The 26,047-nt window shown below is 33.1% G+C and carries 31 protein-coding genes; 8 read left to right on the top strand and 23 right to left on the bottom strand.

Annotation, left to right across the window (positions count from 1 at the left end):
- Nucleotides 1-182 precede the first annotated feature (182 nt).
- Nucleotides 183-647, top strand: a complete 465-nt coding sequence (locus AC6CHR_RS19665; protein WP_498250721.1) for an Hsp20/alpha crystallin family protein — start codon at nucleotides 183-185, stop codon at nucleotides 645-647.
- Nucleotides 648-958: 311 nt separating this feature from the next.
- On the opposite strand, the gene AC6CHR_RS19660 is transcribed toward AC6CHR_RS19665, so the two are convergent.
- The 4 genes from AC6CHR_RS19660 to AC6CHR_RS19645 form a co-directional block, all read right to left on the bottom strand.
- Nucleotides 959-1,219, bottom strand: a complete 261-nt coding sequence (locus AC6CHR_RS19660; RefSeq protein WP_498250720.1) for a hypothetical protein — start codon at nucleotides 1,217-1,219, stop codon at nucleotides 959-961.
- A 239-nt stretch (nucleotides 1,220-1,458) separates the two neighbouring features.
- A complete protein-coding gene (locus AC6CHR_RS19655; RefSeq protein ID WP_498250719.1) occupies nucleotides 1,459-2,199 on the bottom strand; it encodes an SDR family oxidoreductase in 741 nt (246 codons plus the stop codon).
- The gene (locus AC6CHR_RS19650; RefSeq protein WP_498250718.1) at nucleotides 2,196-2,525 is read right to left on the bottom strand and encodes a winged helix-turn-helix transcriptional regulator; all 330 of its coding nucleotides are present in this window, start codon (nucleotides 2,523-2,525) and stop codon (nucleotides 2,196-2,198) included. The genes AC6CHR_RS19655 and AC6CHR_RS19650 overlap by 4 nt, the downstream gene beginning before the upstream one ends.
- A 253-nt stretch (nucleotides 2,526-2,778) precedes the next feature.
- A complete protein-coding gene (locus AC6CHR_RS19645; RefSeq protein ID WP_498250716.1) occupies nucleotides 2,779-4,176 on the bottom strand; it encodes a S41 family peptidase in 1,398 nt (465 codons plus the stop codon).
- Nucleotides 4,177-4,538: 362 nt separating this feature from the next.
- Here AC6CHR_RS19645 and AC6CHR_RS19640 point away from each other — a divergent pair, with 362 nt between their 5' ends.
- The 3 genes from AC6CHR_RS19640 to AC6CHR_RS19630 all read left to right on the top strand — a co-directional run bounded on the left by AC6CHR_RS19640 (nucleotide 4,539) and on the right by AC6CHR_RS19630 (nucleotide 5,919).
- A complete protein-coding gene (locus tag AC6CHR_RS19640) occupies nucleotides 4,539-4,811 on the top strand; it encodes a hypothetical protein (RefSeq protein ID WP_498250715.1) in 273 nt (90 codons plus the stop codon).
- A gap of 57 nt (nucleotides 4,812-4,868) precedes the next feature.
- On the top strand, nucleotides 4,869-5,591 hold the full coding sequence (locus AC6CHR_RS19635; protein ID WP_498250714.1) for a class I SAM-dependent methyltransferase: 723 nt from the start codon (nucleotides 4,869-4,871) through the stop codon (nucleotides 5,589-5,591).
- 82 nt (nucleotides 5,592-5,673) lie between these two features.
- The gene (locus AC6CHR_RS19630; RefSeq protein ID WP_498250712.1) at nucleotides 5,674-5,919 is read left to right on the top strand and encodes a hypothetical protein; all 246 of its coding nucleotides are present in this window, start codon (nucleotides 5,674-5,676) and stop codon (nucleotides 5,917-5,919) included.
- A 36-nt stretch (nucleotides 5,920-5,955) separates the two neighbouring features.
- Here the strand turns inward: AC6CHR_RS19630 and AC6CHR_RS19625 are convergent, their stop codons facing one another.
- From AC6CHR_RS19625 to AC6CHR_RS19570, 12 genes are all read right to left on the bottom strand, one after another.
- Entirely contained in the window at nucleotides 5,956-6,459 is a 504-nt protein-coding gene (locus AC6CHR_RS19625) for a mismatch-specific DNA-glycosylase (RefSeq protein WP_498250711.1), read from the bottom strand.
- A gap of 11 nt (nucleotides 6,460-6,470) precedes the next feature.
- Nucleotides 6,471-7,313, bottom strand: coding sequence for a M15 family metallopeptidase (locus tag AC6CHR_RS19620; protein WP_498250710.1), 843 nt, complete (start codon nucleotides 7,311-7,313; stop codon nucleotides 6,471-6,473).
- 323 nt (nucleotides 7,314-7,636) lie between these two features.
- Nucleotides 7,637-8,344 carry a purine-nucleoside phosphorylase gene (gene deoD, locus AC6CHR_RS19615; protein ID WP_498250709.1) on the bottom strand — a complete coding sequence of 236 codons (708 nt, stop codon included), beginning with the start codon at nucleotides 8,342-8,344 and terminating at the stop codon, nucleotides 7,637-7,639.
- 247 nt (nucleotides 8,345-8,591) lie between these two features.
- Complete coding sequence (locus tag AC6CHR_RS19610; protein WP_498250708.1) at nucleotides 8,592-8,903, bottom strand: YodL domain-containing protein; 312 nt, start codon at nucleotides 8,901-8,903, stop codon at nucleotides 8,592-8,594.
- Nucleotides 8,904-8,976: 73 nt separating this feature from the next.
- The gene (locus AC6CHR_RS19605; protein ID WP_498250707.1) at nucleotides 8,977-9,603 is read right to left on the bottom strand and encodes a phosphatase PAP2 family protein; all 627 of its coding nucleotides are present in this window, start codon (nucleotides 9,601-9,603) and stop codon (nucleotides 8,977-8,979) included.
- 143 nt (nucleotides 9,604-9,746) lie between these two features.
- Nucleotides 9,747-10,604 (bottom strand): sulfite exporter TauE/SafE family protein, encoded by an 858-nt coding sequence (locus tag AC6CHR_RS19600; RefSeq protein ID WP_498250705.1) that lies wholly within the window; start codon nucleotides 10,602-10,604, stop codon nucleotides 9,747-9,749.
- 297 nt (nucleotides 10,605-10,901) lie between these two features.
- Complete coding sequence (cydC, locus tag AC6CHR_RS19595) at nucleotides 10,902-12,620, bottom strand: thiol reductant ABC exporter subunit CydC (protein ID WP_498250704.1); 1,719 nt, start codon at nucleotides 12,618-12,620, stop codon at nucleotides 10,902-10,904.
- Between the two features lie 4 nt (nucleotides 12,621-12,624).
- Nucleotides 12,625-14,349 carry a thiol reductant ABC exporter subunit CydD gene (cydD, locus tag AC6CHR_RS19590; RefSeq protein ID WP_498250703.1) on the bottom strand — a complete coding sequence of 575 codons (1,725 nt, stop codon included), beginning with the start codon at nucleotides 14,347-14,349 and terminating at the stop codon, nucleotides 12,625-12,627.
- Nucleotides 14,350-15,007: 658 nt separating this feature from the next.
- Nucleotides 15,008-15,622 carry a PH domain-containing protein gene (locus AC6CHR_RS19585; RefSeq protein ID WP_498250702.1) on the bottom strand — a complete coding sequence of 205 codons (615 nt, stop codon included), beginning with the start codon at nucleotides 15,620-15,622 and terminating at the stop codon, nucleotides 15,008-15,010.
- Nucleotides 15,623-15,743: 121 nt separating this feature from the next.
- Nucleotides 15,744-16,523, bottom strand: a complete 780-nt coding sequence (locus AC6CHR_RS19580) for a sporulation protein (RefSeq protein ID WP_498250701.1) — start codon at nucleotides 16,521-16,523, stop codon at nucleotides 15,744-15,746.
- On the bottom strand, nucleotides 16,520-17,320 hold the full coding sequence (locus AC6CHR_RS19575; protein WP_498250700.1) for a serine/threonine protein kinase: 801 nt from the start codon (nucleotides 17,318-17,320) through the stop codon (nucleotides 16,520-16,522). The genes AC6CHR_RS19580 and AC6CHR_RS19575 overlap by 4 nt, the downstream gene beginning before the upstream one ends.
- On the bottom strand, nucleotides 17,320-17,499 hold the full coding sequence (locus AC6CHR_RS19570; RefSeq protein ID WP_498250699.1) for a hypothetical protein: 180 nt from the start codon (nucleotides 17,497-17,499) through the stop codon (nucleotides 17,320-17,322). The genes AC6CHR_RS19575 and AC6CHR_RS19570 overlap by 1 nt, the downstream gene beginning before the upstream one ends.
- A gap of 148 nt (nucleotides 17,500-17,647) precedes the next feature.
- On the opposite strand from AC6CHR_RS19570, the gene AC6CHR_RS19565 reads away from it, so the two are divergent.
- The gene (locus AC6CHR_RS19565) at nucleotides 17,648-18,760 is read left to right on the top strand and encodes a DUF2515 family protein (RefSeq protein ID WP_498250698.1); all 1,113 of its coding nucleotides are present in this window, start codon (nucleotides 17,648-17,650) and stop codon (nucleotides 18,758-18,760) included.
- A 229-nt stretch (nucleotides 18,761-18,989) separates the two neighbouring features.
- On the opposite strand, the gene AC6CHR_RS19560 is transcribed toward AC6CHR_RS19565, so the two are convergent.
- Nucleotides 18,990-19,172, bottom strand: a complete 183-nt coding sequence (locus AC6CHR_RS19560) for a YozD family protein (RefSeq protein ID WP_498250697.1) — start codon at nucleotides 19,170-19,172, stop codon at nucleotides 18,990-18,992.
- 294 nt (nucleotides 19,173-19,466) lie between these two features.
- Here AC6CHR_RS19560 and AC6CHR_RS19555 point away from each other — a divergent pair, with 294 nt between their 5' ends.
- Nucleotides 19,467-19,658 carry a hypothetical protein gene (locus AC6CHR_RS19555; protein WP_498250696.1) on the top strand — a complete coding sequence of 64 codons (192 nt, stop codon included), beginning with the start codon at nucleotides 19,467-19,469 and terminating at the stop codon, nucleotides 19,656-19,658.
- Between the two features lies 1 nt (nucleotide 19,659).
- Here AC6CHR_RS19555 and yodN read toward each other — a convergent pair whose 3' ends face one another.
- From yodN to msrB, 5 genes are all read right to left on the bottom strand, one after another.
- Nucleotides 19,660-20,337 (bottom strand): germination protein YodN, encoded by a 678-nt coding sequence (gene yodN, locus AC6CHR_RS19550; RefSeq protein ID WP_498250695.1) that lies wholly within the window; start codon nucleotides 20,335-20,337, stop codon nucleotides 19,660-19,662.
- Between the two features lie 187 nt (nucleotides 20,338-20,524).
- Entirely contained in the window at nucleotides 20,525-20,752 is a 228-nt protein-coding gene (locus AC6CHR_RS19545; RefSeq protein ID WP_498250694.1) for a YozE family protein, read from the bottom strand.
- A 365-nt stretch (nucleotides 20,753-21,117) separates the two neighbouring features.
- The gene (bioB, locus tag AC6CHR_RS19540; RefSeq protein WP_498250693.1) at nucleotides 21,118-22,116 is read right to left on the bottom strand and encodes a biotin synthase BioB; all 999 of its coding nucleotides are present in this window, start codon (nucleotides 22,114-22,116) and stop codon (nucleotides 21,118-21,120) included.
- 240 nt (nucleotides 22,117-22,356) lie between these two features.
- Nucleotides 22,357-22,734, bottom strand: coding sequence for a VOC family protein (locus tag AC6CHR_RS19535; RefSeq protein ID WP_498250692.1), 378 nt, complete (start codon nucleotides 22,732-22,734; stop codon nucleotides 22,357-22,359).
- 69 nt (nucleotides 22,735-22,803) lie between these two features.
- Entirely contained in the window at nucleotides 22,804-23,760 is a 957-nt protein-coding gene (msrB, locus tag AC6CHR_RS19530) for a peptide-methionine (R)-S-oxide reductase MsrB (RefSeq protein WP_498250691.1), read from the bottom strand.
- A gap of 530 nt (nucleotides 23,761-24,290) precedes the next feature.
- On the opposite strand from msrB, the gene AC6CHR_RS19525 reads away from it, so the two are divergent.
- A complete protein-coding gene (locus AC6CHR_RS19525) occupies nucleotides 24,291-24,725 on the top strand; it encodes a MarR family winged helix-turn-helix transcriptional regulator (protein ID WP_498250690.1) in 435 nt (144 codons plus the stop codon).
- Nucleotides 24,726-24,859: 134 nt separating this feature from the next.
- Entirely contained in the window at nucleotides 24,860-25,108 is a 249-nt protein-coding gene (locus AC6CHR_RS19520; protein WP_498250689.1) for a DNA alkylation repair protein, read from the top strand.
- A gap of 56 nt (nucleotides 25,109-25,164) precedes the next feature.
- Here AC6CHR_RS19520 and AC6CHR_RS19515 read toward each other — a convergent pair whose 3' ends face one another.
- Entirely contained in the window at nucleotides 25,165-25,971 is an 807-nt protein-coding gene (locus AC6CHR_RS19515; protein WP_498250688.1) for an alpha/beta fold hydrolase, read from the bottom strand.
- Nucleotides 25,972-26,047 lie beyond the last annotated feature (76 nt).

Raw genomic sequence — 26,047 nt, 5'->3', positions numbered from 1 at the left:
ACCACTATTTCATTTGTTTGTTTTGTTGCACATTTTTTGCTAAGTCATCTTGTCACAATGCTTATGTAATGACAATTATAAACGTGAAGGTTCACTTTCTACAAGATATAAGCATTGCTAACCGTTTTTCATTAAGCGCATATAATATCAAAAACTAACTCTGCACTGAAGGATGTGAAAAAATGTTTCCTTGGAATAAACAATTTCCATTTAACCAAACCGATTTTACTACTCAACTAAATAAAATGAATCCAAAGGAAGTTGAAAATTATATACAGTCCGTAATGAAGAATGTATTTGGTGGAGATTTCACTCAGAGTTTTCCCTTTCAAGGAGAACTTTCGAAACAAGTTCAAACCGAAAACTCTCCTAAACAAACTCCACCTGAACTTTTTGAAACAAATGAGTTTGTCTATGTAAAACTGCCAATCTCAGAGAAAAATGTGGGATCAATAAAAATCCAACATACAAATAATCAATTAATCATCAATAACGATTCAAAAAAAACGGACAAAACAGCTAAATATACACTACCCTCACCAGTAAAAAGAAAGGGGACAAAAGCAAGATATGTTGATGGCTTTCTTGAAATCCAATTGATAAAATTAAAAGAACATAGCATATCTGAAGTTGATATTACTTATTAGCTAACAAATTTTACAGATGAAAAAAATGCCGAAAATGTTCGGCATTTTTTTCATCTTTTAGGAAACTATAATATTTTTGTACTGTGGGTATTCTCTTGCACTTTTGTTACATCCAGCTTCAGAGCCCAGCGTCTAGTGAACTTCACCATCCTACATAAGATATGTCAACATCGAATCGCTTGCGCTCTTCGTGTTTCCTTTATCTCATTGCGGAGTGATCCAATTCATAAATCGCTGTACGGGCTCCTGCGCTTTTGTTCTAACATTCTATATTTGTTTAAGTTATATATTACTACCATTGTTCCTTTTCATTAATAATATCGATAGCCGCCACTGTACGGATAACCATAGCCGCCTGCGCCGTACGGGTATCCACCGTATCCACCGCCGCCATAACCGTACCCATAGGGATAACCTCCACCATAAGGGTAATACGGTGGTCTAGGCCTAGGTCTGAAAATGGCAGTGCCTACTAACCCACCTAGTAACCCTCCAACAAACGGACCACCAAAAAAGAAACGTTCATTCGGATGTGGTCGCGATAATTGATTACGCATCATATAAGGTCCCAATTTACTACCTCCTCTAATATTTACCTACCCTAAAAAGTATTCATGAAAGTAGTAAATGGAGTGGGCTAATAACTTGTATTTAGGTAATTAGTTTATATTCAGGATAAAGAACTACTTATTACAAAGAAAAACCTTTGTGAAAACAGCCATATTTAATGATTTCATCTTGTTGTATTTAACGTTTCCACATAGAATAACATTCTCTCCTAGCTTTATTTAAATTAAAACTAAGATATACTTTACTCTTCATACATCATTTTTTTAGTTATACCACCATCTATTGTCAGGTTAATACCTGTTATAAAATCATTATCTTCCATCGTTAAATATAGACAAGCTTTCGCAATATCCGTTGGTTTACCTACTCTTTTTGAGATGTGTTGTTTATGATCAATTTCTCTCAATGATTGATAATCGCCTGTCTCAATCCAACCTGGCGAAATTGCATTAACTTGGATATTATCATCACCTAATGATACAGCTAGAGCATGTGTAAGTGCCACGATTCCACCTTTTGATGCAGCGTAGGCCTCTGAATTCTTTTCGGACATAAATGCTCTAGTTGAGGCAAGATTAATAATTTTGCCTCCAGTCAGGTTATTTCTCATAACTTTTGCTGCTTCTCGTGAGGCAAACATTACGCTCTTTAGATTTGTTGATATGATGGAATCCCATTCTTCTGTTGTTATATCATAAGGGGATTGCCACTTTGAAACTCCTGCATTATTTATAAGAATATCGATAGAATGGTAACGATCTACCGTTTCCTTCATAAGCACCTTAATATCATTAATCTGAGAAACATCTGTCTTTACAAAGATTACTTGTAATGAATTCAAATGACATTTTTTTACAAGTTCTCCTCCTGACTTTTCATCAATATCTGCTATAACAACGTTATAACCCTTTTGAGCAAATTGAACAACAATTTCTCTGCCTATTCCATTCGATCCTCCAGTAACGATTACGGTTTTAGTCATTCTGATATCTCACTTTCTGGAATACAATATATGTTAGCCCATGCACCGACTTCTTTCATTACACCATCTAATTTTTTACCCTTATCTGTTAATTGATAAAAAACTTTTATAGGAGTATCATCAATGACTTTCCGATCTAATAGTCCCTCATTTTCTAGCTCTTTCAGTCTTTCAGAAAGCATTTTCTGACTAATATTAGGGATAATCTCTGTCAGATCTTTAAATCGCTTAGGACCATCTAATAAAACGTGAATAATAATTCCGTTCCAACGTTTTCCTAATAGACGAAAAGCAGTTTCCATTTTTGGACAAAGATTGATCTTCATAATTATCTCCCCTTGAAATAAATTCTTTCATGATGTTTGATTTGCTTTAACGGACATTAAACAAATAGCTTACTAAAAGTAAGTCTATTACTTTTAGTATAAGAGAAACCTAAGGTAATTTCAACTAAGAAGGAATCTTATCCGTAATTTAGTTACCTTTGAACTTCTTTTATTATATTGATTCTTAACTAAAAAAGCAGCACTCAAATTATTTGCATCGTTTATGCAAATAATTTGAGTTACTGCCTTCAATTTACATTTTCTCTTTTAATATAGATATTGCTTTATCTAACTGTGTATCATTCTCTTGTAATTTAGTAGAAATTTGCTCCATTAACTTAATCGTAGTATCAGCGGTAATTTTACCATCTACTTTTAAATCATGTTGTTTTTGAAAATCCTTTACAGCTTTCTCCATCTCAGCATCAAAATAGTCGTTACCTTCCATTTCATCATGTCCTAATACCTTTAACATTTGTTGAGCGGTATTTACTTCTGTTGATGCATCACCTATTTTAAGAACATTTTCTGGATTAATAAAAGGTAATTTAGCATAGTCAGGTAACGCTGCTTTTATTTGTGGTTCGATCCCCTTTTCATGTATCCAAGTTCCATCAGGTGTCAGCCATTTTGCTGTCGTGAATTTCACAGAAGAATTATCTTTAAACTGTTGCGCTGTTTGCACAGTTCCTTTACCGAATGTTTTTTCACCAACTAGTGGTATTCCTGCCGATTGGTTTAAGGCAGCTGCCATTATTTCTCCTGCACTTGCTGTTCCACCGTCTATTAGTACGGTTATCGGTAAATCAGTTGCTGCTTCATTTTCAGACTTATATACTTCCTTATCGCCATTATTATTTTCTACTTGAAGAATAGTTTTTCCCTTCGGTAAGAAAAGGTCTGTCATTGCTAATGCTTGGTCCATTAATCCACCTGGGTTTTGTCTAAGGTCGATAATAAGGCCTTTCACTTTTTTATCTTGTAGTTCTGTTAATGCTTTGGTTAACTCATTATTCGTTGATTCAGAGAATTTGGTAATTTGAATTTTACCGATATTGTTGTCAATCACTTCATAATAAACAGTTTCCAATGGGATTGTGTCACGAGTAATCGTGAATGTTAATTCCCCTGCCCCTGCACGATTAACAACGAGATTGACTTTTGTTCCCTTTTCACCTCTAATTTTCAATACTGCCTCATTGACAGAAAGACCTTCAACAGATTTATCATCGACTTTTAAGATGACATCTTTTGGTTTTAAACCAACCTCTTCTGCTGGTGATCCTTTAATAGGTGAAACAATCATTATACTACCATTACTTTCCTGAACTTCAGCACCAATTCCTTCAAAGGAAGAGGAGATACTGTCATTAAAACTCTTTGCTTCCTCAACATCCATATATACTGAATATGGGTCTTCAAGGGATTCCACCATTCCTTTTATTGCCCCTTCAACTAACTTGTCTGTTTCTACATCCTTGTAATAGCCTTTTTCTAAAATGTCATAAGTGGATCTTAATTTTTGAAAGGGATCCTCATTACTAGTGGGTATTGCAGTACTTACACCAGTCGTTTGTATAATACCGTAAGTTATACTTGCTGTAATTATTACTGTAATAATTATTGTTAAAATTAATTTACTATTCTTCACTGTAAAACTGCACCACCTTTATTTATCTTACTATTATGTATAAGCTAAATTAATACGTCAACAATAATCACCTAATTGACATAGAATATAATCGGATTGCTTACCCTTACAAATGGGAAATATATATAAAATAACCATTTAAACTAAAGATCGTCAAAAATATTATGTCTCATCTTATTTAGTTTAACTCATAAAAGATCAACAACGCTAGTCCATCTGCTATTAACCAGTTGGAGAAATTAGTAAAAGAGAGAATTTTTCGTACAAAAACAACGTTTTTTCTCGTTCGACAAAATGTACGATACTTTTCTTTTAATTTAATGTAAAGTTTATTACACAAATGTAAATTCAGGAGGTACCTTATGCAACTAGTGAACTACATTGAATTAAACGAGTTGAAAATGATTCACTTTTCTTTCTCGTTGATTAAAGAAGTGGACGAAAAAATAAAAAGTAAAACGTTTTTTTATAAGAATCAAATTTCACACTATGTAAATGAATGCGTTGATCATTTCCTTACATCATTACATGTGAAAACATCTCTTCAAACCGTCTATAAGGCTGAAATACATCAACTAATTAAATTGAAATTAAAGCAAATTTATCAGAAATATCAACTCTTTACATGTGTTTAATCACCTTCACTTTTGTTCCCGCATAACTTATCTATGGGAAATGAATGGAGGGTGAAAATGAATTATATCGACTTGTTATCAATACTAGGAGTCGGGGGTGCACACCCTGGTGGTATATTATTAACTAAAAAAATCTTTGAACATGCTCAGATTCCATTTGATGCTAAAATTCTTGACGCTGGATGTGGTACCGGACAAACATCTAGTTTTTTATATCAATTAGGCTATGATATAAGCGGATTAGATATTGACTCTAAGATGCTTATACATGCTAAAAATAGAAACAAAACAAATAATAGTGAAATTCCATATATTCACGAAGACCTTTCAAATACTACTTTTGCTAACGATACGTTTGATCTTGTTTTATGTGAATCTGTTTTAAATTTTACATCTTTAGATCATACATTAGCTGAAATATCACGAATATTAAAACCGAATGGAATCTTAATCGCCATAGAAATGACGAAAACGACAACACTTTCTGAAACGGAAGAGAAGGAAATCACAACTTTTTATGGGTGTGAACATATCTTTTCAACTAGTGAATGGAAAGAACAATTTTCTATAAGTGGCTTAAATGTATATAAAGTTTTAACACCTATTGAACTTTATCTTGAGGGCAACGATGATCCTACTACAGAATTTACTCCTTTAGAATCAATTCCGGAACATGCTTTTTCCCTTCTATCTGAACATGAGAGACTAACGATTAAATATGCTAACAAGCTTTCGTTTAGTGTGTTTTTTTCTCAACAAAATGAAAAAACCATAAAATAATATGAATGCTAGGTTTTTCGTACAATCTCCCATGCAATTATTCACATAAGATGTTGTGAATGAATGTAAGGGAGGGAATAGAATGTCACAGAATTATTACGATTTGTGCTGTCGTTATCAAGGAAAGGTTGTAAGAATTAATGATACAAGAGGTCGGATGCATGTTGGGAGAATTAATAGAGTTACAAGAAATAAAGTATATATTGAACCAATGACACAAAAAGGTGGATATAGTTTCGGATACTATGGATATGGCTATGGTTATCCGTATGGAATAGGATTAGGATTCATTGCTGGAATTGCATTAGCTGGACTATTTTTCTGGTAATTTAATCTGTATCTTTAATGCAAACTGGGAAGGCTTTTATGCCTTCCCTTCCAAGATCAATTCATTTACTTCTTTGTATATGGAAACAATGTCACACACCTTCATCCTTACTAGACCACTTGATGATGGGGCAACAAAATCAATAACTCCTTCGATGACATTTTTCTCTTGAATACCCCATAACGCGGACTTTCTTTGACTATAGTGCAGGTAGACACCTTTACCAACAAAAAATGCAACCTTAGGTTTATATGTTGAGATCTTTTGCTTCAGTATTTCCCTACCTTGTTTAAATTCTTCAGCAGTAATTTCATCCGCAGCTTTAGTGGGTCTTGAAACAATATTTGTGAACCCAATGCCTCTGTCCAATAAAGTAACATCCTCATCAGGTCCATATTTACGCTCAGTAATACCAGCTTCATATAGAATTTTCCAAAACCGATTGTTTTTATGTGCATAATGATGTCCTACTTCACCTGACACCAGACTTGGGTTAAAGCCAATAAATAGAATCGTTAAATTTCCTTTTATTATATCCATGGTAAAACACCCTATATTTTTTTAACATTTTCAAAAAATTCCTCTAGCGTTATCTTTTTATTGTATATAATTTCAGCATGTTCTTTTCCAATATAACGTAAATGCCAGGGTTCATATTGATAACCGGTCAGATTATCCTTCCCATTAGGATAACGAATAATGAAACCTGCTCGATGTGCATTTTCTTCAACCCATTTACCTTCTATTGATTGACCAAATTCTTCTGTTATTTCAAGATTTACACTTCTACTTGTTACATCCATCGCTAAACCGGTTTGATGTTCGCTCTGTCCTGGCAGTGCAACAGATTGTTTTGCTTGTTCTTCACCTTTTTGATCCACTTCGACATTAAATATACCTTGTTGTCTGCTGTATGATCTGAAACCAGAAACAGCAAGCAATTCAATATCATCTTTTTCGGCAAGACTAAATAACTCCTCTAAAGCTTGTGCAGCATTTTTTCTAAGGTATCGCTGTGGAATATCCTGTTCTCCAAAAGAAAACGCTACATTTGGAATAACTAAATCAGCAGGCTCATAATTCTCGGGCAATGTATACTCCTTATTTACCATCGCTAGTATGTTTGTTGGATTTTCGATTTCTTGTTTGCCGTTTATTGGTTTAACAATATTAAAATATTGTGCTTCTAATAAAAAGTCACTGTCAATCTGATCTTCTGAATCATTTGGAATGATTAAATTTGTTTCTATCTCACTTTTATTCCCTGATTGTTTTATGCCATTTCCTTCTTGATCTCCACTAAAAGGTATTCCTTTAGGAAGCGAAAAGGTCGTGCAAGCTGTTAATGAAACAGTTAAAAACACGATAATACTTAATTTTACATAATAATACATATTACCACCCTATCTAATTCATTCATCCTTCAATTTTATCACTAAACGACATAGAAAATAAATGATTAAAAGCACCTACCACTATCTTTACCTTTTCTCCTATAAGATAAAACTCTATTTTTCTATATTTTGTAAAAATCATATCGACAAAAACTGCAAGATATGCCTTATTAAATGTTTTGACTGCATATATCCTTTAAGATAACAAACAATCTAGGAATTGAGTTTGATTGATATGGTATGAACCATTAAACAAGAAGAGGTTTTTGAGGATAATCTGTTTGGGGTATTCAAAATAAAAAAACGTATGCTAATAGCACACGTCAGTCCTTCTTAATTGCTGCATCAAGTGCAACAACAATCATATCATTAAACGTTGTTTGTCTTTCCTCTGAGGTTGTTTCTTCACCAGTTAATATATGATCACTTACAGTTAAAACGGATAATGCCTTACGATCGAATTTGGAAGCAATCGTATAAAGTGCTGCCGATTCCATTTCAATGGCAAGAATACCATATTGAGCCCATTTTTCAAGTTCAGAATTATCATTGTAAAACATATCTGCTGTAAAAACATTCCCTACTTTTAAATTTAGTCCTTTTTCAATTCCCGTGTCATAAGCCTTTTTAAGAAGTTCAAAATTTGCAGTTGGTGCATAATCAACTCCCCCAAAAGTTAAACGGTTCATTTGAGAATCTGTGGATGCGCTCATTGCTAAGATAACATCTCTAACTTTAACATCCTTTTGAATTGCTCCACATGTTCCAACCCTAATAAGTTGTTGAACACCATAACTTTTTATTAACTCATTTACGTAGATTGAAATTGACGGAACCCCCATACCAGTTCCTTGTACAGAAATCCGTTCACCTTGATACGTCCCTGTAAAGCCAAGCATACCTCTTACTTCGTTATAGCAGGAGACATCTTCTAGAAATGTTTCTGCAATATATTTAGCTCGCAATGGATCACCTGGTAGTAATACCGTTTCCGCTATTTCATCTTCTTTTGCACCAATATGTACACTCATTTTTCAATTCCCTCCAATTCTTTCTTAAAAGAGCAAACTAACTATAACATAAGCTTACAATTAATTTAAAGTATCTTATAAATTGACTATATATAAGAAATCGATATGATCTAATTAAGAGTTAGGAGAATTAAGGATTTTCATATTTCAAGCTATTTTTTGATTTGTGGAGATACCTCCACTTACTATTTACAAAATCGATTATTATAGATAACAAAAAGACTGACAAGTGAAGATTGTCAGTCCATTACCTAACATTGATTCGATTTATACTTCTCCAACCTTGAGAGTAAAGTTTATAATATGTTTGACCCTTCTTACCCTCATCAATTAAAATAATATCTCCAGTACTTAAATATCTAGCATCATAATCAGTTGGCAACCGATCTGCTACATTAAATGTCTGAAATACTTTTTCGATAATGTCTTTATGACTATTCCCTTCAAGAAAGCATCGATAAACATCCTGATACCCTTTTTTTTCTCCGAAATTAGGTGTTTGAAAGAGTGTAATATCATATACTTGTAACCGCTTCTTAACTAATAGAGAATAAACCACAAATATCCCTCCAATTATGTAGTGTTTTCTTCATTACTACTTAATTAGCGAAAACTGTGGAAAATACCTTTATCTAATTCGTTCTATTTTTGTCGAAATACAACCTAATTTTGGCGAATAGCCATTTTATTATTATGAACCAGACAATACCAGCGCCAAATCCCGCTATTACATCTGTTAAATAATGAACACCTAAATAAACCCTACTTATTCCGATAAGAATGATTGAAATTATTGTTATAATCATAAAAACATATCGTTGGTTATCCGTTTTTAGAATCTGACTGCTCAGAACATAATAAAGAAAGCTATATATAGCCATGGAATTCATAGAATGCCCACTAGGAAAGCTATAATAAGTTGCTTCGTAAATAGCATTAAAGTTTGGTCTTTCCCTTATGAAGATATCTTTGAGTTGATTATTCAGCAACCTCACACTAAATAGGATGATAAATAAAAAAATGATATCAAAAAATTTATGTTTAATTAAAAGTAAAACAGAGGCGATGATACATAATGGTAGGTAGTATTTTATCGATCCCATATCCGAAAGAAAAATAGCCAACTTCGTCAGACCAGAAGAACGAATCGTTTCAAAAAAAAGCGTTACACTTACGTCAATTTGAGAGATTAATTCCAATGGATAGAGTATTGCACAAGCTAAAAATAAAAGTAATCCAAAGACTAACCACCTTACCAATTTCATTCCTCCATAACTTCTTTAAAGTGACTTAAATACCGGACTTTCATAAGTGCCTTAAATCAATAGTATCTCTATTCACCCTCTACCTTATTATGCTTTACTTATTGAGTTGTACTTAAGATCCTCGGATCCCATTCCATTCACCACAATTTTGCTTGTACGGATTTTTTGTGAATATAGTATTTCCGTATCATATGTGCATATAAGAAAATTAGAAAACATGTTAAAACAATCAACCCAAAGAGATTAAGTGCAAGAAGCTTTAAGATCATACTAATGCCAGTAAATACGTACAATAACCCTAACAACTTCCTCACTTGAAGATGATCAAAGATAGTGGACATAAAGACACCAATTTGTGCACCTAACAGCCCTCCTATAACCAGTATACCTCCAAATTGATAATCAATAGAAGTTGTAGTTGTGTAACTAAGAAAACCTACTATAACAATAAACAATACGCCCATTAAGGATGTTCCTACGGCTTTTTTAGTTTGAAATCCTGCAATTGACACAAGAAGTGGGACTATGATAAACCCTCCACCTACACCCAAAGTTGTTGAAAGAAACCCGGCCGCGAAACCAGTTAAAATTAAAATAAAAGGCTTATAAATAGTCTTACTAGATTTTATCGGCTTCATTTGAGCTATTTTTTTATTATCCTTCAACATTTTAAAGGCGAAATAAAACAAAAGCAGTATATAAAATAATGGGATAAAAAATTCATCAACATTTTTTTCCTGTATATAAAGAATAAAAGGATGTGCTATTTGAGTGGCAACTATACCACTTCCAGCAATGATCATCGCATCTTTCCAAATGATATTTTTAAGTCTAAAATGTGCGATTACTCCACTGATTGATGTACCAGTTGTATATAATAAGCTAATGATTATTGCCATAACTGGATCATAGCCTGATAGTAGCAACGTAGGTGTTAAAATAAATCCACCACCTACACCAAAAAATCCGGAAAGTATCCCTATTAACAAACCCACTAATATAAAAATATAAAATCAACACCTTCGCAATTTACACTACTAAAATTATATCATTATTGGTCCAAACATAAAAAGTGAACGACCGCTTTCTTCATTTATTCATTGTATTAAATTGAATAAATCTAATTAGAAGTATTGTTCAAGTTAATGCACATCACCTTCTAAAGGGTTAGCCTGAAAAAAGAAGCAAAACCATAATAGGGTCTGCTTCTTTTGATTAAGCCTTTTTGAAAATAACAAATCGGACAGGAAAAGTGATTCGAAACCAACACTCAACCAGTAAATAATTATTTATTACATTAATATGCTTTTTTCAATCTGTTTCATTTCATAGAAGTACCCTTTCTTATTGATAAGCTCTACAAAAGTACCTGCTTCGACAATTGTTCCTGTTTCCATGACAATGATTTGATCCATATTTTCTAGTCCTGTTAATCGATGAGATATTAGTACGAGTGTATCGTCTTTTGCTTGAAGGAGTAACTCATCAAAAATAGCTTTCTCTGTCAATGAGTCTACAGATGAAGTTGGTTCATCTAATAACCACAAGCGCCCATCTCTTAATAACGTTCTAGCAATTGCTAATCTTTGCCTCTCACCACCAGATAGGTTTTCACCCTTTTCTAGTACTTGGTCCATTAAAGAAAACTGATTAAGATTCACTCTTGCAAGGCTGTACTCCATCTCTTTATCAGTCAAATTATCTTTTGCAATTTGTAGGTTTTCACGAATTGTCCCATAGAAAAAGTGATTTTCCTGGAGGATAATGTTTGTTCGTTTCCATATATCTTCTTGAGCTAATGATTTAAGCGAATCATCATTTATAAAGATTTCTCCTTGATTTAGTTGGTGAATTTTTAATAACAACTGTACTAATGTCGATTTACCAGAACCACTAGGACCTACAATTGCTGTTTTAGATCCAGCAGGTAAGGTTAGATTTATATTGTGCAGTGCTACCTTTTTTTGATCTGAAAATGTAAAGGAAACATTTTCCACCCTCAAAGAAATAGCATGTTGCTGATCAATTTTTACTTTAGAAGGCATATGAAATTTTGCTTGATTGTCGTTCACAACAGAATAAAGTCGTGTAGCAGCTTGCCTATTGTCTTCTAAATACCCTGGCAGAATCGCCATAGCTGTCGTATTTTCAAATACTGTCAGAGAAATCATTACTAACATTGCTAAAAATAAACCATCCATTTTACCTTGGCTTATTAAAATTGCTCCAAGTAGTAATACACACCAAGAAATGATTAGTGAAACCATTGTATTAATTGAATGATTAAAGATAGCTTGTGTTCCTTCTCTTTCCTGTTCCTTCACATATGCATTTGCAGATTCTGTAAGTTGTTGTTCCTTCGTTTCAAGTTGTTGATAGATTTTTAAATCACGATAACCAAACAGTAGCTCGGTTATGTCTGTAGATAATGCACCACGACCTGCTCTGATCGTTTGGTCTATTTTCTTTTGCTTAACTGCAAAGTATAAAGGCACAATAAAGCCGGTTGCAATCAACCCTATAAACATAACAACAGCTATATAAATTGAGTAAAAGGATGTAAATAGGATCGTCATTAAAAAGACAATGACAAGAACTATTGGTGGATAATACACACGTAAAAAGAAGTGTTGTAAACTCTCGACATCCCCGACAATACGTGCAAGAAGATCACCACTTCGATATTTTTGAAAGATTTGTGGTGCCAACGGCTCTAATTTCGTAAAAAACGAAACTCGAAGATTACTTAAAATGGTGAAAGTGGCCTTATGTGAATAGTATCTTTCAGCATATCGGCTCAATGCCCTTGCAAAGCCAAATAATTTCAAAAGGGCAATCATGACAGTTAGTGCATATAAAGGAGGAACTAGTGCTGATTTTGAAATTAAATACCCGCTCGCTGCAAATAGACCAACTGCTGAGATGCCTGCTAAAAAACCAAATATAATTGAATAAAAAACATCTTTCTTTTCAAGCATAATTAGCTTGATCACAACTTTTAAATCAGCCATCTTTTCATCCTCCTCTCTGTGCCTTGACCATATTGCGATATACTGAGGCTGACTCTATTAACTCTTCATGTGTTCCAGCTGCTACAAGCTTTCCATCATCTAAAAATAGGATTTTGTCAGCATTTTTTATTGTATGTAGACGATGTGCAACTGTAATGATTGTAGAATTCTTAGCTAATTCTTGAATGGAAGACTGTAAAATTTTCTCTGTTTGAAGGTCTAATCCTGTTGTCGGCTCATCAAATAAAATAATCGATGGCTTCTTTAAAAAAGCCCTAGCTAGTGCTATTCTTTGCTTCTCTCCACCAGAAAGACCTCTTCCTGCTTCACCTACACGTGTTTCATAACCATGGTCCATCTCCTTGATTACCTCAGCAATTCCTGCCCTTTCTGCAGCCAATTCGATTTCCCTTTGACTAGTATTTCGCCCTCCACCAATCGATATATTATCAGCAAGTGAGCCAGAAAAAAGATAAGGGTTTTGTGAAATATAACTTAACTGTTGCAACCACCCCTTTTCACTATAGCTTGATCGTGTCTGACCATTTATTAAGATCTCCCCTTCAAATTGACCCACCAAACCTGCAATCACATGTAATAAGGTTGTTTTACCAGACCCACTTCTTCCGACAATCGCTATTTGACTATATGGTGAAATTTCTGTGTTAATATTCCGTAAGGAAAATCCGCCTTCTCCATATTGGAAATCTAAGTTAATTAGTTCAATTGCCGGTGGATGTGTGTTACTCTGCAAGCTCTTTTCACCCCACTGAGCAGTCGCCTCTTTCTCATTTAAAGCATCTGATACTTTTTTAGCAGCCCCCATACTCCCCCTACCGACATGAAAGGCACTTCCTAATTCTTTTAATGACAAATAAAATTCTGGTGCAAGTACTAGAATTAAGAAACCTGTGAAAAAGCTCATTCCTTTAAAAACGACCATTCTTAGTCCGATTTCTAGGGCAATTAATCCAATACTTAACATGGAAATGAATTCCAACATCAAAGAGGATAAAAAGGCGATTTTCAACACTTCCATCGTGACATCTCTAAACCCTATACTACTCTTTTGTATTAATCCTTTTTGTTGGGCGGACTGACCGAATAGTTTTAACGTTGTTAAGCCCTGTAAAATATCTAGAAAACTTGCTGAAAATGCTGAAAGTTTATCCATTTGTTCTTCTGATTTTTTTTTCGTTTTAATCCCAACAACAGCCATAAAAATTGGAATAAAGGGAGCAGTAATCACCATAATTAGTCCCGAATAAACATGTTCTGTAAATACAACAACCAAAATCATAACCGGTATAATCGAAGTTTGGATGACCTGCGGAATATATTTACTGAAATAGCTATCAATCTCATCAACAGCATCCATCATCACACTTACTTTTTGCCCTGACTGTCCTTCCATAGAATCTAAAACAGCATTTCTGGAAAATTTTGATAATAGCCGATTCCTTAAATCACTTTTTACCCTTGAAGCCATCTTTATTCCAGCCTTACCGCTTACAAATGAAAGAATAGCCCTCAAAATTAATACTAAGAGCAACCCAACTAAAAATGGGATGATTTCACTAACTGATTGTCCTTGTAGAAAAACTCGGTCCACACTTGTTACAAAAAGATAGGCCTGAGCAATGACAGTGACTCCCATTAGAATAGATGTAATAATTAACAGAAGCCTTATTACCCGATGGTTCTTTGACATGTTTTTTAATTCATCCATATTTGAATCAAGACTCCTAACTTTGTATATTATGAATTAGTCACAATCTAAATTAGTGAAGTATTTCACATAGTTATATAGTTATTGTATAGGAATCTTAACTAAACTACTATTATTGAGATTGAACATTGTATGACAATTCACTACTACCATCAAAAATTCATCTAGCATCCAAGGGATATTTCTAATACAAATCTCGAAAAATTCTATTGGCTATTAAACAATCAAAACACATGCCAAAAAGTGCAAGAGCATTGACTAGCACCTACAAGAAGGATTTTACTTTTTGCTAGAAAAATAGGCTTTATTTTTTCCATATCTATCAAAACTTTTGCAAGGCCGGACTGGTGTAGTTGATATCTTAGCATTTATCTAGAGTACAAGAATAGTCTCCTATACATAAAAAAGAAGCTGATACGATATTGGTCTGCCTATATCCCCATACTAATCGATCTATATGTGCTAATCAAATCTTCAGATGTTCAGTTATTGAATTTTAATATTCATCTTTTATATATATTATCAACGTATTTTATAAAACAACTGAAAAAAAACTAGAAGGATAAAACTTCCAGTTTTTACAATTGAATCTATCAGGTTTGCAATTCGTTTCTTGTTCCTCATGAATTTAGATCATACTTTACAATGATCATTCTTGTTAGTTATTAATATATTTTTCATATACAGAACCAAAGTCTTTTTCATGGTATTGTTCACGAGCTGAAAGCAACCAGTTGAAACCATTTTCTGTTAACGTTTTGTATGTTTCAGCAAGATTGTTATCATCCGTTCTAGAATTTTGCAGAACAGCAACTGCCTTATCCAAGCTTTGAGCTGCAATACTGTGAATGATCTCGTTTTCATAACTGATTTCTGATATACGTAGTAGTGCCTTATATAGGTCCTTTAATTGTTCAATTTGATCCTTACGAACATCAACATCAATCGTTACATTGCCAATCTGAAATTTAATTTCTACATCCATATCAATTTTACCTGCTGTTTCAAGCACAACTCCGGATACTTTATGTTGAGAATATGGGTAACGTTTTAATGTTCTTTTAGAAGATGTAGCACTCATTCCATCTACATGGATAATTGCAAGATTTGTAAAGCAATATTCATCAGCTTTTGTTTTGATTAGAAAATAGATTTTTTCATTATCTTCATGCATAACATAATCATCAGCATCCGTTTTATCATAATCAGTTGGCCCAATAATCATACCGATATCTGATAATCCTAATGCATCTGCAGCAATCTTTTTGAACATTCTCTCATCCCATCCTCTTTATTGAAATTTAGTTTCTCAACAATTTCTATTTTACATATTTATCTACTTTGTTTCAAAGGTCTTTTTTGCATTGATTATTGGTTACCCGAACTGAGCTGGATTAAATGTGTTTCTCTATAACTGCTTCTATCTCTTTGCGAATAGTTGGAAGATCAGTAGCATCAAGTGTTAGACGAACAACTGTTTCATCTATATCTAATGCTTCTGAAAATAAACCAAATAAACCCTTTCCACGACGATCAACTTCGAATATCATTTCTATTTTATTTTCTTCTATTGGAAAGAATACCACTTCAACTTCATCAATCTTTTGGTAAAACAATCCCCCAGTTGGGATAAATTGATACTCCTGGATAAACGGAAGTCTTTTCCGTACTTTATAAGAGGCTGCCTCATTCTTAACTCGGTGTAGCTTAAAGCCTAGTTGTGTAAATACTTCAATTGATTTCTCTACTAAATCATTCGGTAAGATTTTAATCATATCTTTGTCCGTTGGATCCTTTGAACCTTTAATATCTGCACTTGTTTGAATCCATACTTTCGATGAACCTGTACTTATAGGTGTATCTAATGGGACTTGAACAGTAAATGGAACTGTTTTTATTTCCTCTGGCATAATAACAAACGGTTCATTTATCTTTAATGTTGATATGACGACTGATTTATTCGTAATCAAACCATCTTCTTCTTTTTCATAGTTTGTATTGATTGTAAGGTAGATTTCATCTATATTTTGTTTAATGTTTCCGCCTTTTACTTCAACGATTCCATTTATCGTTTCTCCTACTTTAAAAGCGGAATGTGATAATAGCGTATCAACACTAGCTGATCCAATACCAATACTACCTAAGATTTTATTAAAAAATGACATTGTTCTCATTCCTCTCTAATACAATCTCTCACATCATCTATTAAGAGATTTACATCATCATACGCTTGATCTAATTGTAGCATTTTACGTAGTATTTTCTTTGTTATTGGTGAAATTGAAAGCTCTTCTTCCCATCCTTGCTTTTTTTTTGATGTTGGTTCGTAGGAAGAATAAAGTAAAAATAATAAAAAGTGACCTAAAGCGTAAAAGTCACTTTTATAAGCAATTTCACGATAGAATTTTTTTTCAGGATTATTCCCTATGTCATCTGAATTAGTTTTATCTGTTACTTTTCTACAAAGTCCAAAGTCAATTATATAATACTCTTTTTTATCTTTTAAAATATTAGGTATTCTTAAATCTCTATGCACAAATCCCTGCTCATGGATGATTTTTACTAATTGTAAAAGATGATTCAATTGCGCAAGCGCTTCAAGTTCACTAAATGAACGTTTATCATGAAAGATTAATTCTTCATACGTTCTCCCTCGCTTGTATTCCATTATAATAAATTGTTTATTTCCATCCTCAAATTGGTCAAAAAGAGTTGGAAATGCTCGGTAATTAAATGCTTTTAGTGCCTCTGCCTCACGCATAAAAGCATTCTTACCTGTCTCATCTAACATCTTATATTTTCTTAGTTGCTTCAAAACAAAAGCGTTTTGGTTTTTATCCTTCACTAGATAAGTAAGACCATAACTTCCCTTACCTAACATTCTTTCAATAAGGTATTTTCCTCCAATAACATCATTCGTCCTTAATGGTCTTTCACTATATTCAACTAGTTTTTTAAAAATTTTATTCATTAACTACTATAGGAACTAAAGAAACCACTTGATCTGTGTTTTTTCTTATAATGTTGGTGCCCATATTTAGATGGGTGGTTGTATCCAGAATTTCGTCTTTTAAAATCACTTGAACTGTAATGACGTCGTGAATGCTGCTTTTTATTTGACATTAATGATTTTAGAAGTTTTCTGAACATATGTAATCCCTCTTTTCGGTTTAATAATTATATATACGACCCAGAAGAACAAAAGTTTCACTTTAATCATACTATTAGTATAACTCCAATTAAGAAATTGATGGTTAGACAAAACCTTATAAGCAAATGATCAAAAGGATGGATATGTATGTTAGGACTCCTCAAACAATCTCTTCAAAATAAAAAGGGATATTCATCAATAAAAGAAAGTGAACAGGTTAACCTGTATAACCAGTTAAATGCTTTATTAAAGGAGCATACTCCAGTTATTACTTCACAAGATGAGCACATGTTAATAAATAAAATCAAGAAAGAAACAATTCGACACAACCTTAATAATATTACTCGGACAAAAGCATATCTTGATTTTTTTATTAATCATCGTGAAATTCATTGGGCATTCTTAGCTCATATGGTCTCTCGAAATGGGGGATACAATATGACGGATTTAAAAGGAGCATTGATTGGTGATCTAATTGATAATGAAAAGGGGAAAATCTTATTTCATTTCTTAGAAAGAGCTAATGCACTAATTTTTCAAGATGCATATCCTCAGCTTTTATTATATGAGGAAAGCAGAAAAGTAAATAAATCTTTCTTTCACTTATTACCAGCATTTCAGATTTCAAGATTTATGATACCGATATGGGAACATTTCCTTGTTCATTTTAATTCAAAAATGTTAACTTTAGCGCTTATTACAAACGAACAACATTATGTTGAAAAGCAATTGATGTCCAAGAAAACAACAAAGGAATCTATCTTCCATACGTTAACCTATATTTTACAGGAGGGAATGGGTTTAACATATGTGGCTTTCCCATTTAAACGTTATCCATTTTTACGTTCTTATTCATTAACGGGAATTAAGATTCATGAATTTTCATCTGTAAATGAGCGGATAATTATTGGTAAAAAACTTTATTCAATTCTATTTTCAAAGCCACATTTCGGATCAATCTACCATTTCGCTCTTACGGTCAGTCATTCTGGCTCAAGAAGTGATTATTGGCCTCATATTTTCACTCATAACAAACGGGAAAACGAAAAAGTTTTTAGCCCACCGTTACTTCATGTATGGAATCAAGAAACACATCATTTTACTTCAAGACAAGATTGGTTTACACAAATAAATCAAATAAATGGGTTTGAAATCGAACTAACAGGATCACACACTGACCTAACGAAAGGTATAAAACGTGACATGACCCTGTTGTTAACTCTTGGGAAAATAAAAAATGAGATAACTAGTATCTCATAAGGATAACGAAGCTCATACTATAAATGAGGCAAATTTTTATGAACATAGCTAAGATACTAGTAACCGGCATGATCTTTAGATGCTTCGAAAGACCAAATAGGGTTATCTTTATCTGTGAGCTTACTTATTTCATATTCTTTATATAATTATCACTTCTAATAGTCCATTTAAATTCCGCCTGACAGTCTTACTATTCACTATCATAATAGGCAACCTCAAATCATTAGCTTTATTCCTCATTATCGAAATCCAAATCCTCGTCAATAATACATTTGTTCAGAAGGTAATCAAATGTAATATCAGCTAGTTCCTCAAGCTCTTTTTCAGCTGGTACATACCCTCTTTTTGTGAGCTCATTGTAAAAGAACTCAGCAATTTCCTCTGTGTCAATAATTACTTCAATTTCCTTCACAATATCGCCCCCCTCTTATTGTTTATGTCCTTATAAAAGGACATATGTCATCGATAGTAAAAAAATTTAGTGAATACAAATTTATTATTAATTGTTGTTACTCGTACATATTTTGACTTTTATAGTATGACCTTAATTAAAATAGCTTGTGATATTCATTAAAAATCGATTGGAAAGATTGTTGTTATTGCAATCAAAACAAAAGACTTCCACGTAAATGGTGGAATAAAAATGAGGGGCAATCATATAGATAGATTTAAGTGGACAAGCATATTGACTAAAGGAGTGATAAACATGATCATTGAGGTTACTGGTAAGAAGAATTCGATAAATATAGGTAAAACCATAAATAAACGCTTACTTCAGTTTTTAGATGGTACGGGCTATGACGGTTTATTGCAGTTTTTACTTCGTGGCCTATATTCAGCGATAGTCTTATTCTGCATACCCTATTTCTTCTTCATGTTGGTTACCTATATTTTTTAATTTAACTGTTATCTCTGTACCTATGGAGACTTTTTAATATAATGATCATCATTTCTTTATACTCAGGCTCATTGAACATCTGATACAAGGTCTTATAATCATTATAAATATCTAGTAATTCATCTACCATTTTATTCTGATCCTGAAGCTCATTAGCTGTTGATATTGATTCCGAACTGATATGATTACTAATCATAGATGAATAATAGAGATTTTCATCGATTATTGTATGATTAATATGAAGTTGCTGTATAAAACTCTCCGCCTCTTGATTACTAATCATTAGGCTCATTTCTTCTTCAGTTGCTTCTAGCCATTCACCTGCCGCAACACTTGTTAACTCATAAGTTAATTCTTCCCAACCATCATTATCATATCTCCATACTTCAGTTCTAACACCAACTATTCGAAACAAAGAATCGCCGTACCCTTTTACTAACACAATATCCCCAATTTGATATTGAACATTTATTGTGATTTTTTCTGTTTCAATCAATGCTCCTTCATAATCTGAAAATAATTGAAGAGCTTTCTCAAAAAATAACACGTCACTATGATTTACTTCATAGACAAAATGTTGCTCCACCTGGTGAAGTTTAGTGATTGTACCAACTGTACCATACATAATAATCACGACAATATCTCCTATTTTATACTTTGGACTATTTTTACCTTTCATCAACCATCTCTCCCTTGTCGTGAATATGAAGGATATGATAGTATATGTTACATTTTTAAATTCGCCATTGACAGTTTTAAGAGAAATTTAAAGAGATGAAGTCTAACTTAAAAAACTTCAGAGTAGCTTCTCATGAAAAAAGACATAAACAGCTGTAAAAAGCTAGTTATGTCTTTGATGTCTATTTTTATATACGTTTTAGAATCTCATGTTGATAATGATTCCATGCCTCATCAAATACGGACATACTTTTTAAATAATCCACGTTCATTTCAAGATACGAACTTATCTGATGATAATTATCAGAATCTTTCGGGAAACTATGATCTAGATATGCTTCATTTGCAAAATGTGCCATGTCATCTTTTGGTTTTGGATGACGGTATTTCATCAAATAATGATAAAAGGATTTCAATTCTCATTCCCCCACCGACAAGATTTTTTTATTATAGCTTGTAAATGTGGAGAATGAAACCCATTTGCATAATTCATAACAAAATTTTTTATTTGACTCTTTTCTAAAAGTTTGTTACTTTCAATCTTAAAAGTATCACATTGGATTTTTTTGTAGAAACTGAAGCTATTTTATATAGAAAATATTCATAATTAAAAAAAGTATCGGAAAAAAAAAGTAAAAATCGGCTTTAAGATTTTTACTTTCTGAAGGAAATCTAGCTTCAAAAAATCAACAATATAATCATGCGAAATGAGTACGAAGTTAGGCTAAATTAATAAAGATTTACTTCGTTCATACAATTACAATCTTTAAGAAAACAACCTTTATTTTAAAGAATCTTGTGGAACCTGGACATCTACCACAAAGCCGAGATCTTCAAGCATTTTATGATCGTCTGTACTTTCTTGTCCCTTTGTTGTTAGATAATCTCCTACAAAAATTGAATTAGCAGCATATAGACCCAATGGTTGTACTGACCGCATATTCACTTCACGCCCTCCAGATATTCTTATCTCTTTCGATGGATTAATATACCTGAATAATGCTAATACCTTCAAGCAATATCGTGGATTTAAATCCTTTGTACCTTCCAACGGTGTTCCATCAATTGCATGTAAAAAGTTGATGGGGATTGAGTCAGCATCCAATTCTCTTAAACTTAGTGCCATGTTTATAACATCATCAGTTGATTCCCCCATACCAATTATTACACCTGAACAAGGTGATATTCCTCTACTTTTAACAATATTAATGGTATTAATTCTATCCTCATATGTATGTGTGGTTGTGATCCTTGTATGGTTTTCTTTTGAGGTATTTAAATTATGGTTGTACCGGTCCACGCCTGCTGCCTGTAAAGTTTCTGCTTGTTTTGGCTTGAGAATTCCTAAGCATGCACAAACTTTCAATCCATACTTCACTTTTATTTCTTCTACTGCAGAAGCTACATGATCAACCTCTTTATTTGTGGGGCCTCTGCCACTAGCAACAATGCAATAAGTCCCCACTTTTAATTGATGTGCTTGCTCTGCACCTTTTAAAATCGTCTCTTTATCGAGCATTCTATATTTTTCAATTGGCGCTTTAGAGACTATCGATTGTGAACAATAACCGCAGTCTTCCGGACAAAAACCTGACTTCGTATTTATTATCATGTTCAACTTTACCTTGTTTCCAAAATAATGTTTTCTGATTTGATATGCTCCATTTAACAGTAATAGTAAATCTTCATCAGGACTTTTTAATATAGCTGTTGCCTCAGCTCGAGTGATTTCCTTCCCGTTTAAAACCTCTTCAGCAAGTATAGCCCAATTCATCGTCATTCCCCATTCTACTTGTTTTTACTAATAGTAAGGAATGAATAATTAATTGTCAACCTAAAAATATTTAAGTTAACAATTATTCCAATTTATTAAAGTTGGTAATGTCATCTATGTATCCCTTGACCTAAATAGACTCGTTTTAAGTGGTAAACAAAAAAGGGGCTGACTCTAGAATAGATGTCAGTCCCTTCAAATATATAATTTCACTTATTAAGCAGTACTTTTATTCGGTTATGTCCTTTAATTTTCAAAGAATTCTATCCACTCTTGATCAGGACCTCTAAAGAACATATACTTACTCCCGGTCGGCAGGATCGTAATTTCTTTGTTTATCCACACAACACCAGCATCTTCAAGTCTCTCTTGTTCACTTTCTATATCTTTAACTTTAAATGCAATGTGATGAACCTTACCTTCGACTGGAAGGTTTGCGTTATAGCCTTCAATAAATTCGACAATAATTTCATTATTCAGACCTAAAAAGGCAAGCTTTTTATCCCCATCAGGATGTAAATATTGATCTATTAATTCAATCCCAACGACTTCTTGATAAAATTTTATTGATTTTTCGATATTTTCTACTTGTATTCCTACATGTTCAAAACCTAAAACAGCCATTCCATCTACCCCAAACTTTATATTTTATTTTCTGTAATTTACTAAAACGAATGAATGTCAAAAAACTGATCAATTAAACAAAGATATATACTTTTCATATCCTTCTTCTTCAAGATTTTCTTTTGGAATAAATTTAAGTGCTGCTGAGTTAATGCAATACCTTAATCCTGATGGTCCTGGGCCATCGTCAAAGACATGTCCTAGATGGGAATCAGCTGTTTTACTTCTCACTTCTGTACGCATCATTCCATGAGTCCTATCGACTTTTTCGATTACTTCAAGATCTTGAATTGGTTTTGTAAAACTTGGCCAGCCACACCCAGCGTCATACTTATCTTTTGAACTAAATAGAGGTTTACCTGAAACAATATCTACATATATTCCATCTTCTTCATGATTCCAAAATTCATTTCGGAATGGAGGTTCTGTTCCGTTATTTTGTGTCACCTCGAACTGTATTGGGCTAAGGTTTTCTTTTAAACCTTTATGATCATTCGCTCTCCAATTCTGCTCAATAAAATTGTCTCTACCAGAGCCAGTCCGATATTGTTTATATCTAGCTGTACTTTTTTTATAAAAGTCTTGATGATAATCTTCTGCTGGATAAAATGGTTTTGCTTTCAATATTTTCGTCACAATTGGTGCAGAAAATTTTCCACTATCTTGTAATTGTTGTTTTGACGTTTCTGCTAGATCTTTTTGTTGTTCTGAGTGATAGAAAATCGCTGTTTTATACGATTCTCCACGGTCATGAAATTGTCCACCTTCATCAGTTGGATCGATCTGTTGCCAAAATAACTCTAATAGTTTTTCATAGGGGAAAATTTCAGGTTGAAACGTTATTTGAACAGCCTCAACATGTCCTGTTGAATTTGAACATACTTCTTCATATGTTGGGTTTTCTAGCTCTCCACCGGTATATCCTGAAATCACACTTATAATACCAGGTAGTTCATCAAATGGCTGCACCATACACCAAAAACATCCTCCAGCAAAAGTTGCAAGTTCTAGTTTGTTCTTACTCAATATGTAACGCCTCCCTCTTCTTAGATGTACTTATTATATAGCATGAAACAAAAACAATGAAAGTAAACTGTTTCAATGAAAGAATCGTTAACGAGTATAAAATGACTTTTTCATCTTCTATTGAGTTCACACACTGGAGTATGATTTTTTACCATCGCTTATTTCTTGTATATAGCTTGACACTTACATTAACATTCCTTAGTCTTAAGAGAATAGCACTATACTGTTTTCATCATTGGTCGTACAAACGTACACCTTTATTACATTTAAGAGCTATGATCAATAACATTACTTAATTTCCCATATAACTAATAAGGCTCTTTTCTAAAAGTTTGTTTCTATCAAACTTAGTAATATCGGTCATTGGATTTTTTCTGAATAATTAAAAGCTATATTAAAAGAAAATGGCTTATTTTATCGAAATGAGCACACGAAGACAGGCTAAATACGTAGATGTTCTTATTACGAAAAATTACAATCTTTGCAAAAACAGCAATAAATAAGTATTAGTAAGTTCGGAGGAAATTAGGTTGAAAAGTCGTCAAGATAAAATGTATGAAATGGAATCACTAATGCGCCTTGTTTATAAAAAAGTTCGACAGGAAATGAATCAAGTATACGATAAAGAAATGTCTAGAAATGAGTTCTTTATACTAAAAAACCTTTACGAACTAGGTTCACAAAAATCCTCAGATTTGTCAAAGATGTTAAATGTATCAGCATCCCACATTACGGCTGTTACAGATTCTCTTATTGAAAAGCATTGGATACAACGAGTACGATCTGTAAAAGATCGCCGAATTGTGGATCTCCATATTACAGAAGATGGGGAAAATAAGCTCAAATTATTAGAAAAAAGAAAGACAGACTTTTTATTAAAAAAGTTCAATACATTCAGCGACCTTGATGTCGAAAATTTCATTACTTTATTTAATAAAATTCTAAACGAACATGATGAAGATTAATTAATTTTAACTAATTAAAATAAGGTAAATTACATAAGAGTGAGGATCTCCATTTTAGAAGTTTTGTATATACATGTACATATTTTTAACAGATTTGTGCACGATAGGTACAAATACTTGGAGGTGTAATCTGTATGTCTTCACCATATTTATGTCCAAATTGCAAAACAAATCGATCACGATTTAATATTATTGAACAACAAATTAAATCTGTTAAACTCAATCCTCAAACAGGTGATATTGTCGAGGAGCTAGACCCCTTTTCGCTTACCCCTTTTCACGTTGCATATAATGGTCCAGACTATCGAATACAATGCGGGGTTTGTGGTCTTATTGAGGATGAATTATCATTTATTAAACGTGCACAACTAAAAAATGAATAATCTCAAGCAGTCCCCTTTAAACTATCTACAGATGATCTAAAGGGGACTATTTATCATTAATGTTTATTATCTTCTATTTTTTGCAAATATGTTTGTAAGCACTCAACTAATCGATCAGGTTGCTCCAGCATTGACATATGTCCGCAGTCTTCTATTACAATCGTATCTATATTCTCTTTTTTAACTGAAAATACTCGATCAACAGGGATAACTTGATCCTCTTTACCAGCCACCAAAAGGATTGGAACATTTAAACCTTCTAATACATCATTTCGATCTCGTCTATTTTTCATTGCTCTAAGGGCACCAATTGCACCAAAATCAGATGTTTTATAACCAATTTTTTTTGCGAAGTCTATTTGATTTGTCAATTCTTTGGAATCCTTTTCAGAAAAGAGCTTTGGTATTAATTCATTAACAAAAGGTAAAACACCTTCTGTGGTTATTTTATCAATCCCCTTATCTCGATTCTCTTTAGCTTCGTTTGAATCTGGATAAGCCGTTGAGTGTACCAGTACCAGTCCCGAGAGTGTTTCAGGATAATCTTCTGCTAAGGCTAAGCTGATGTAACCACCTAATGAATGACCAACTACTGTTGCACGTTCAATTTGTAAAGATTTTAAAAGTAGGGCAACATCATCTGCCATATCCGTTATTTCACAGCAATCTTTAGGGGTACTAGATTCACCATGTCCTCTTAAATCGATTGTAAGAACTCTGTTTTTTTTAATTAGATGTGGAACGATGTACTTCCAATAATTGTGATTACCACAAAAACCATGAATTAATACGATACATTCTCCAACACCTTGGTCCATGTACGAAATCATATTTTCTCCCACATTTTGAGTAAATCGCTCCATCGTTCACCCTCCGAGTTCTATTGTAAACTTTTATCAATTCACGGTAATCGTACCAAACATTTACAATGAACTCAAA

Source organism: Metabacillus sp. GQ13, from assembly GCF_059758525.1.
This window is presented reverse-complemented; position numbering and strand designations above follow the sequence as displayed.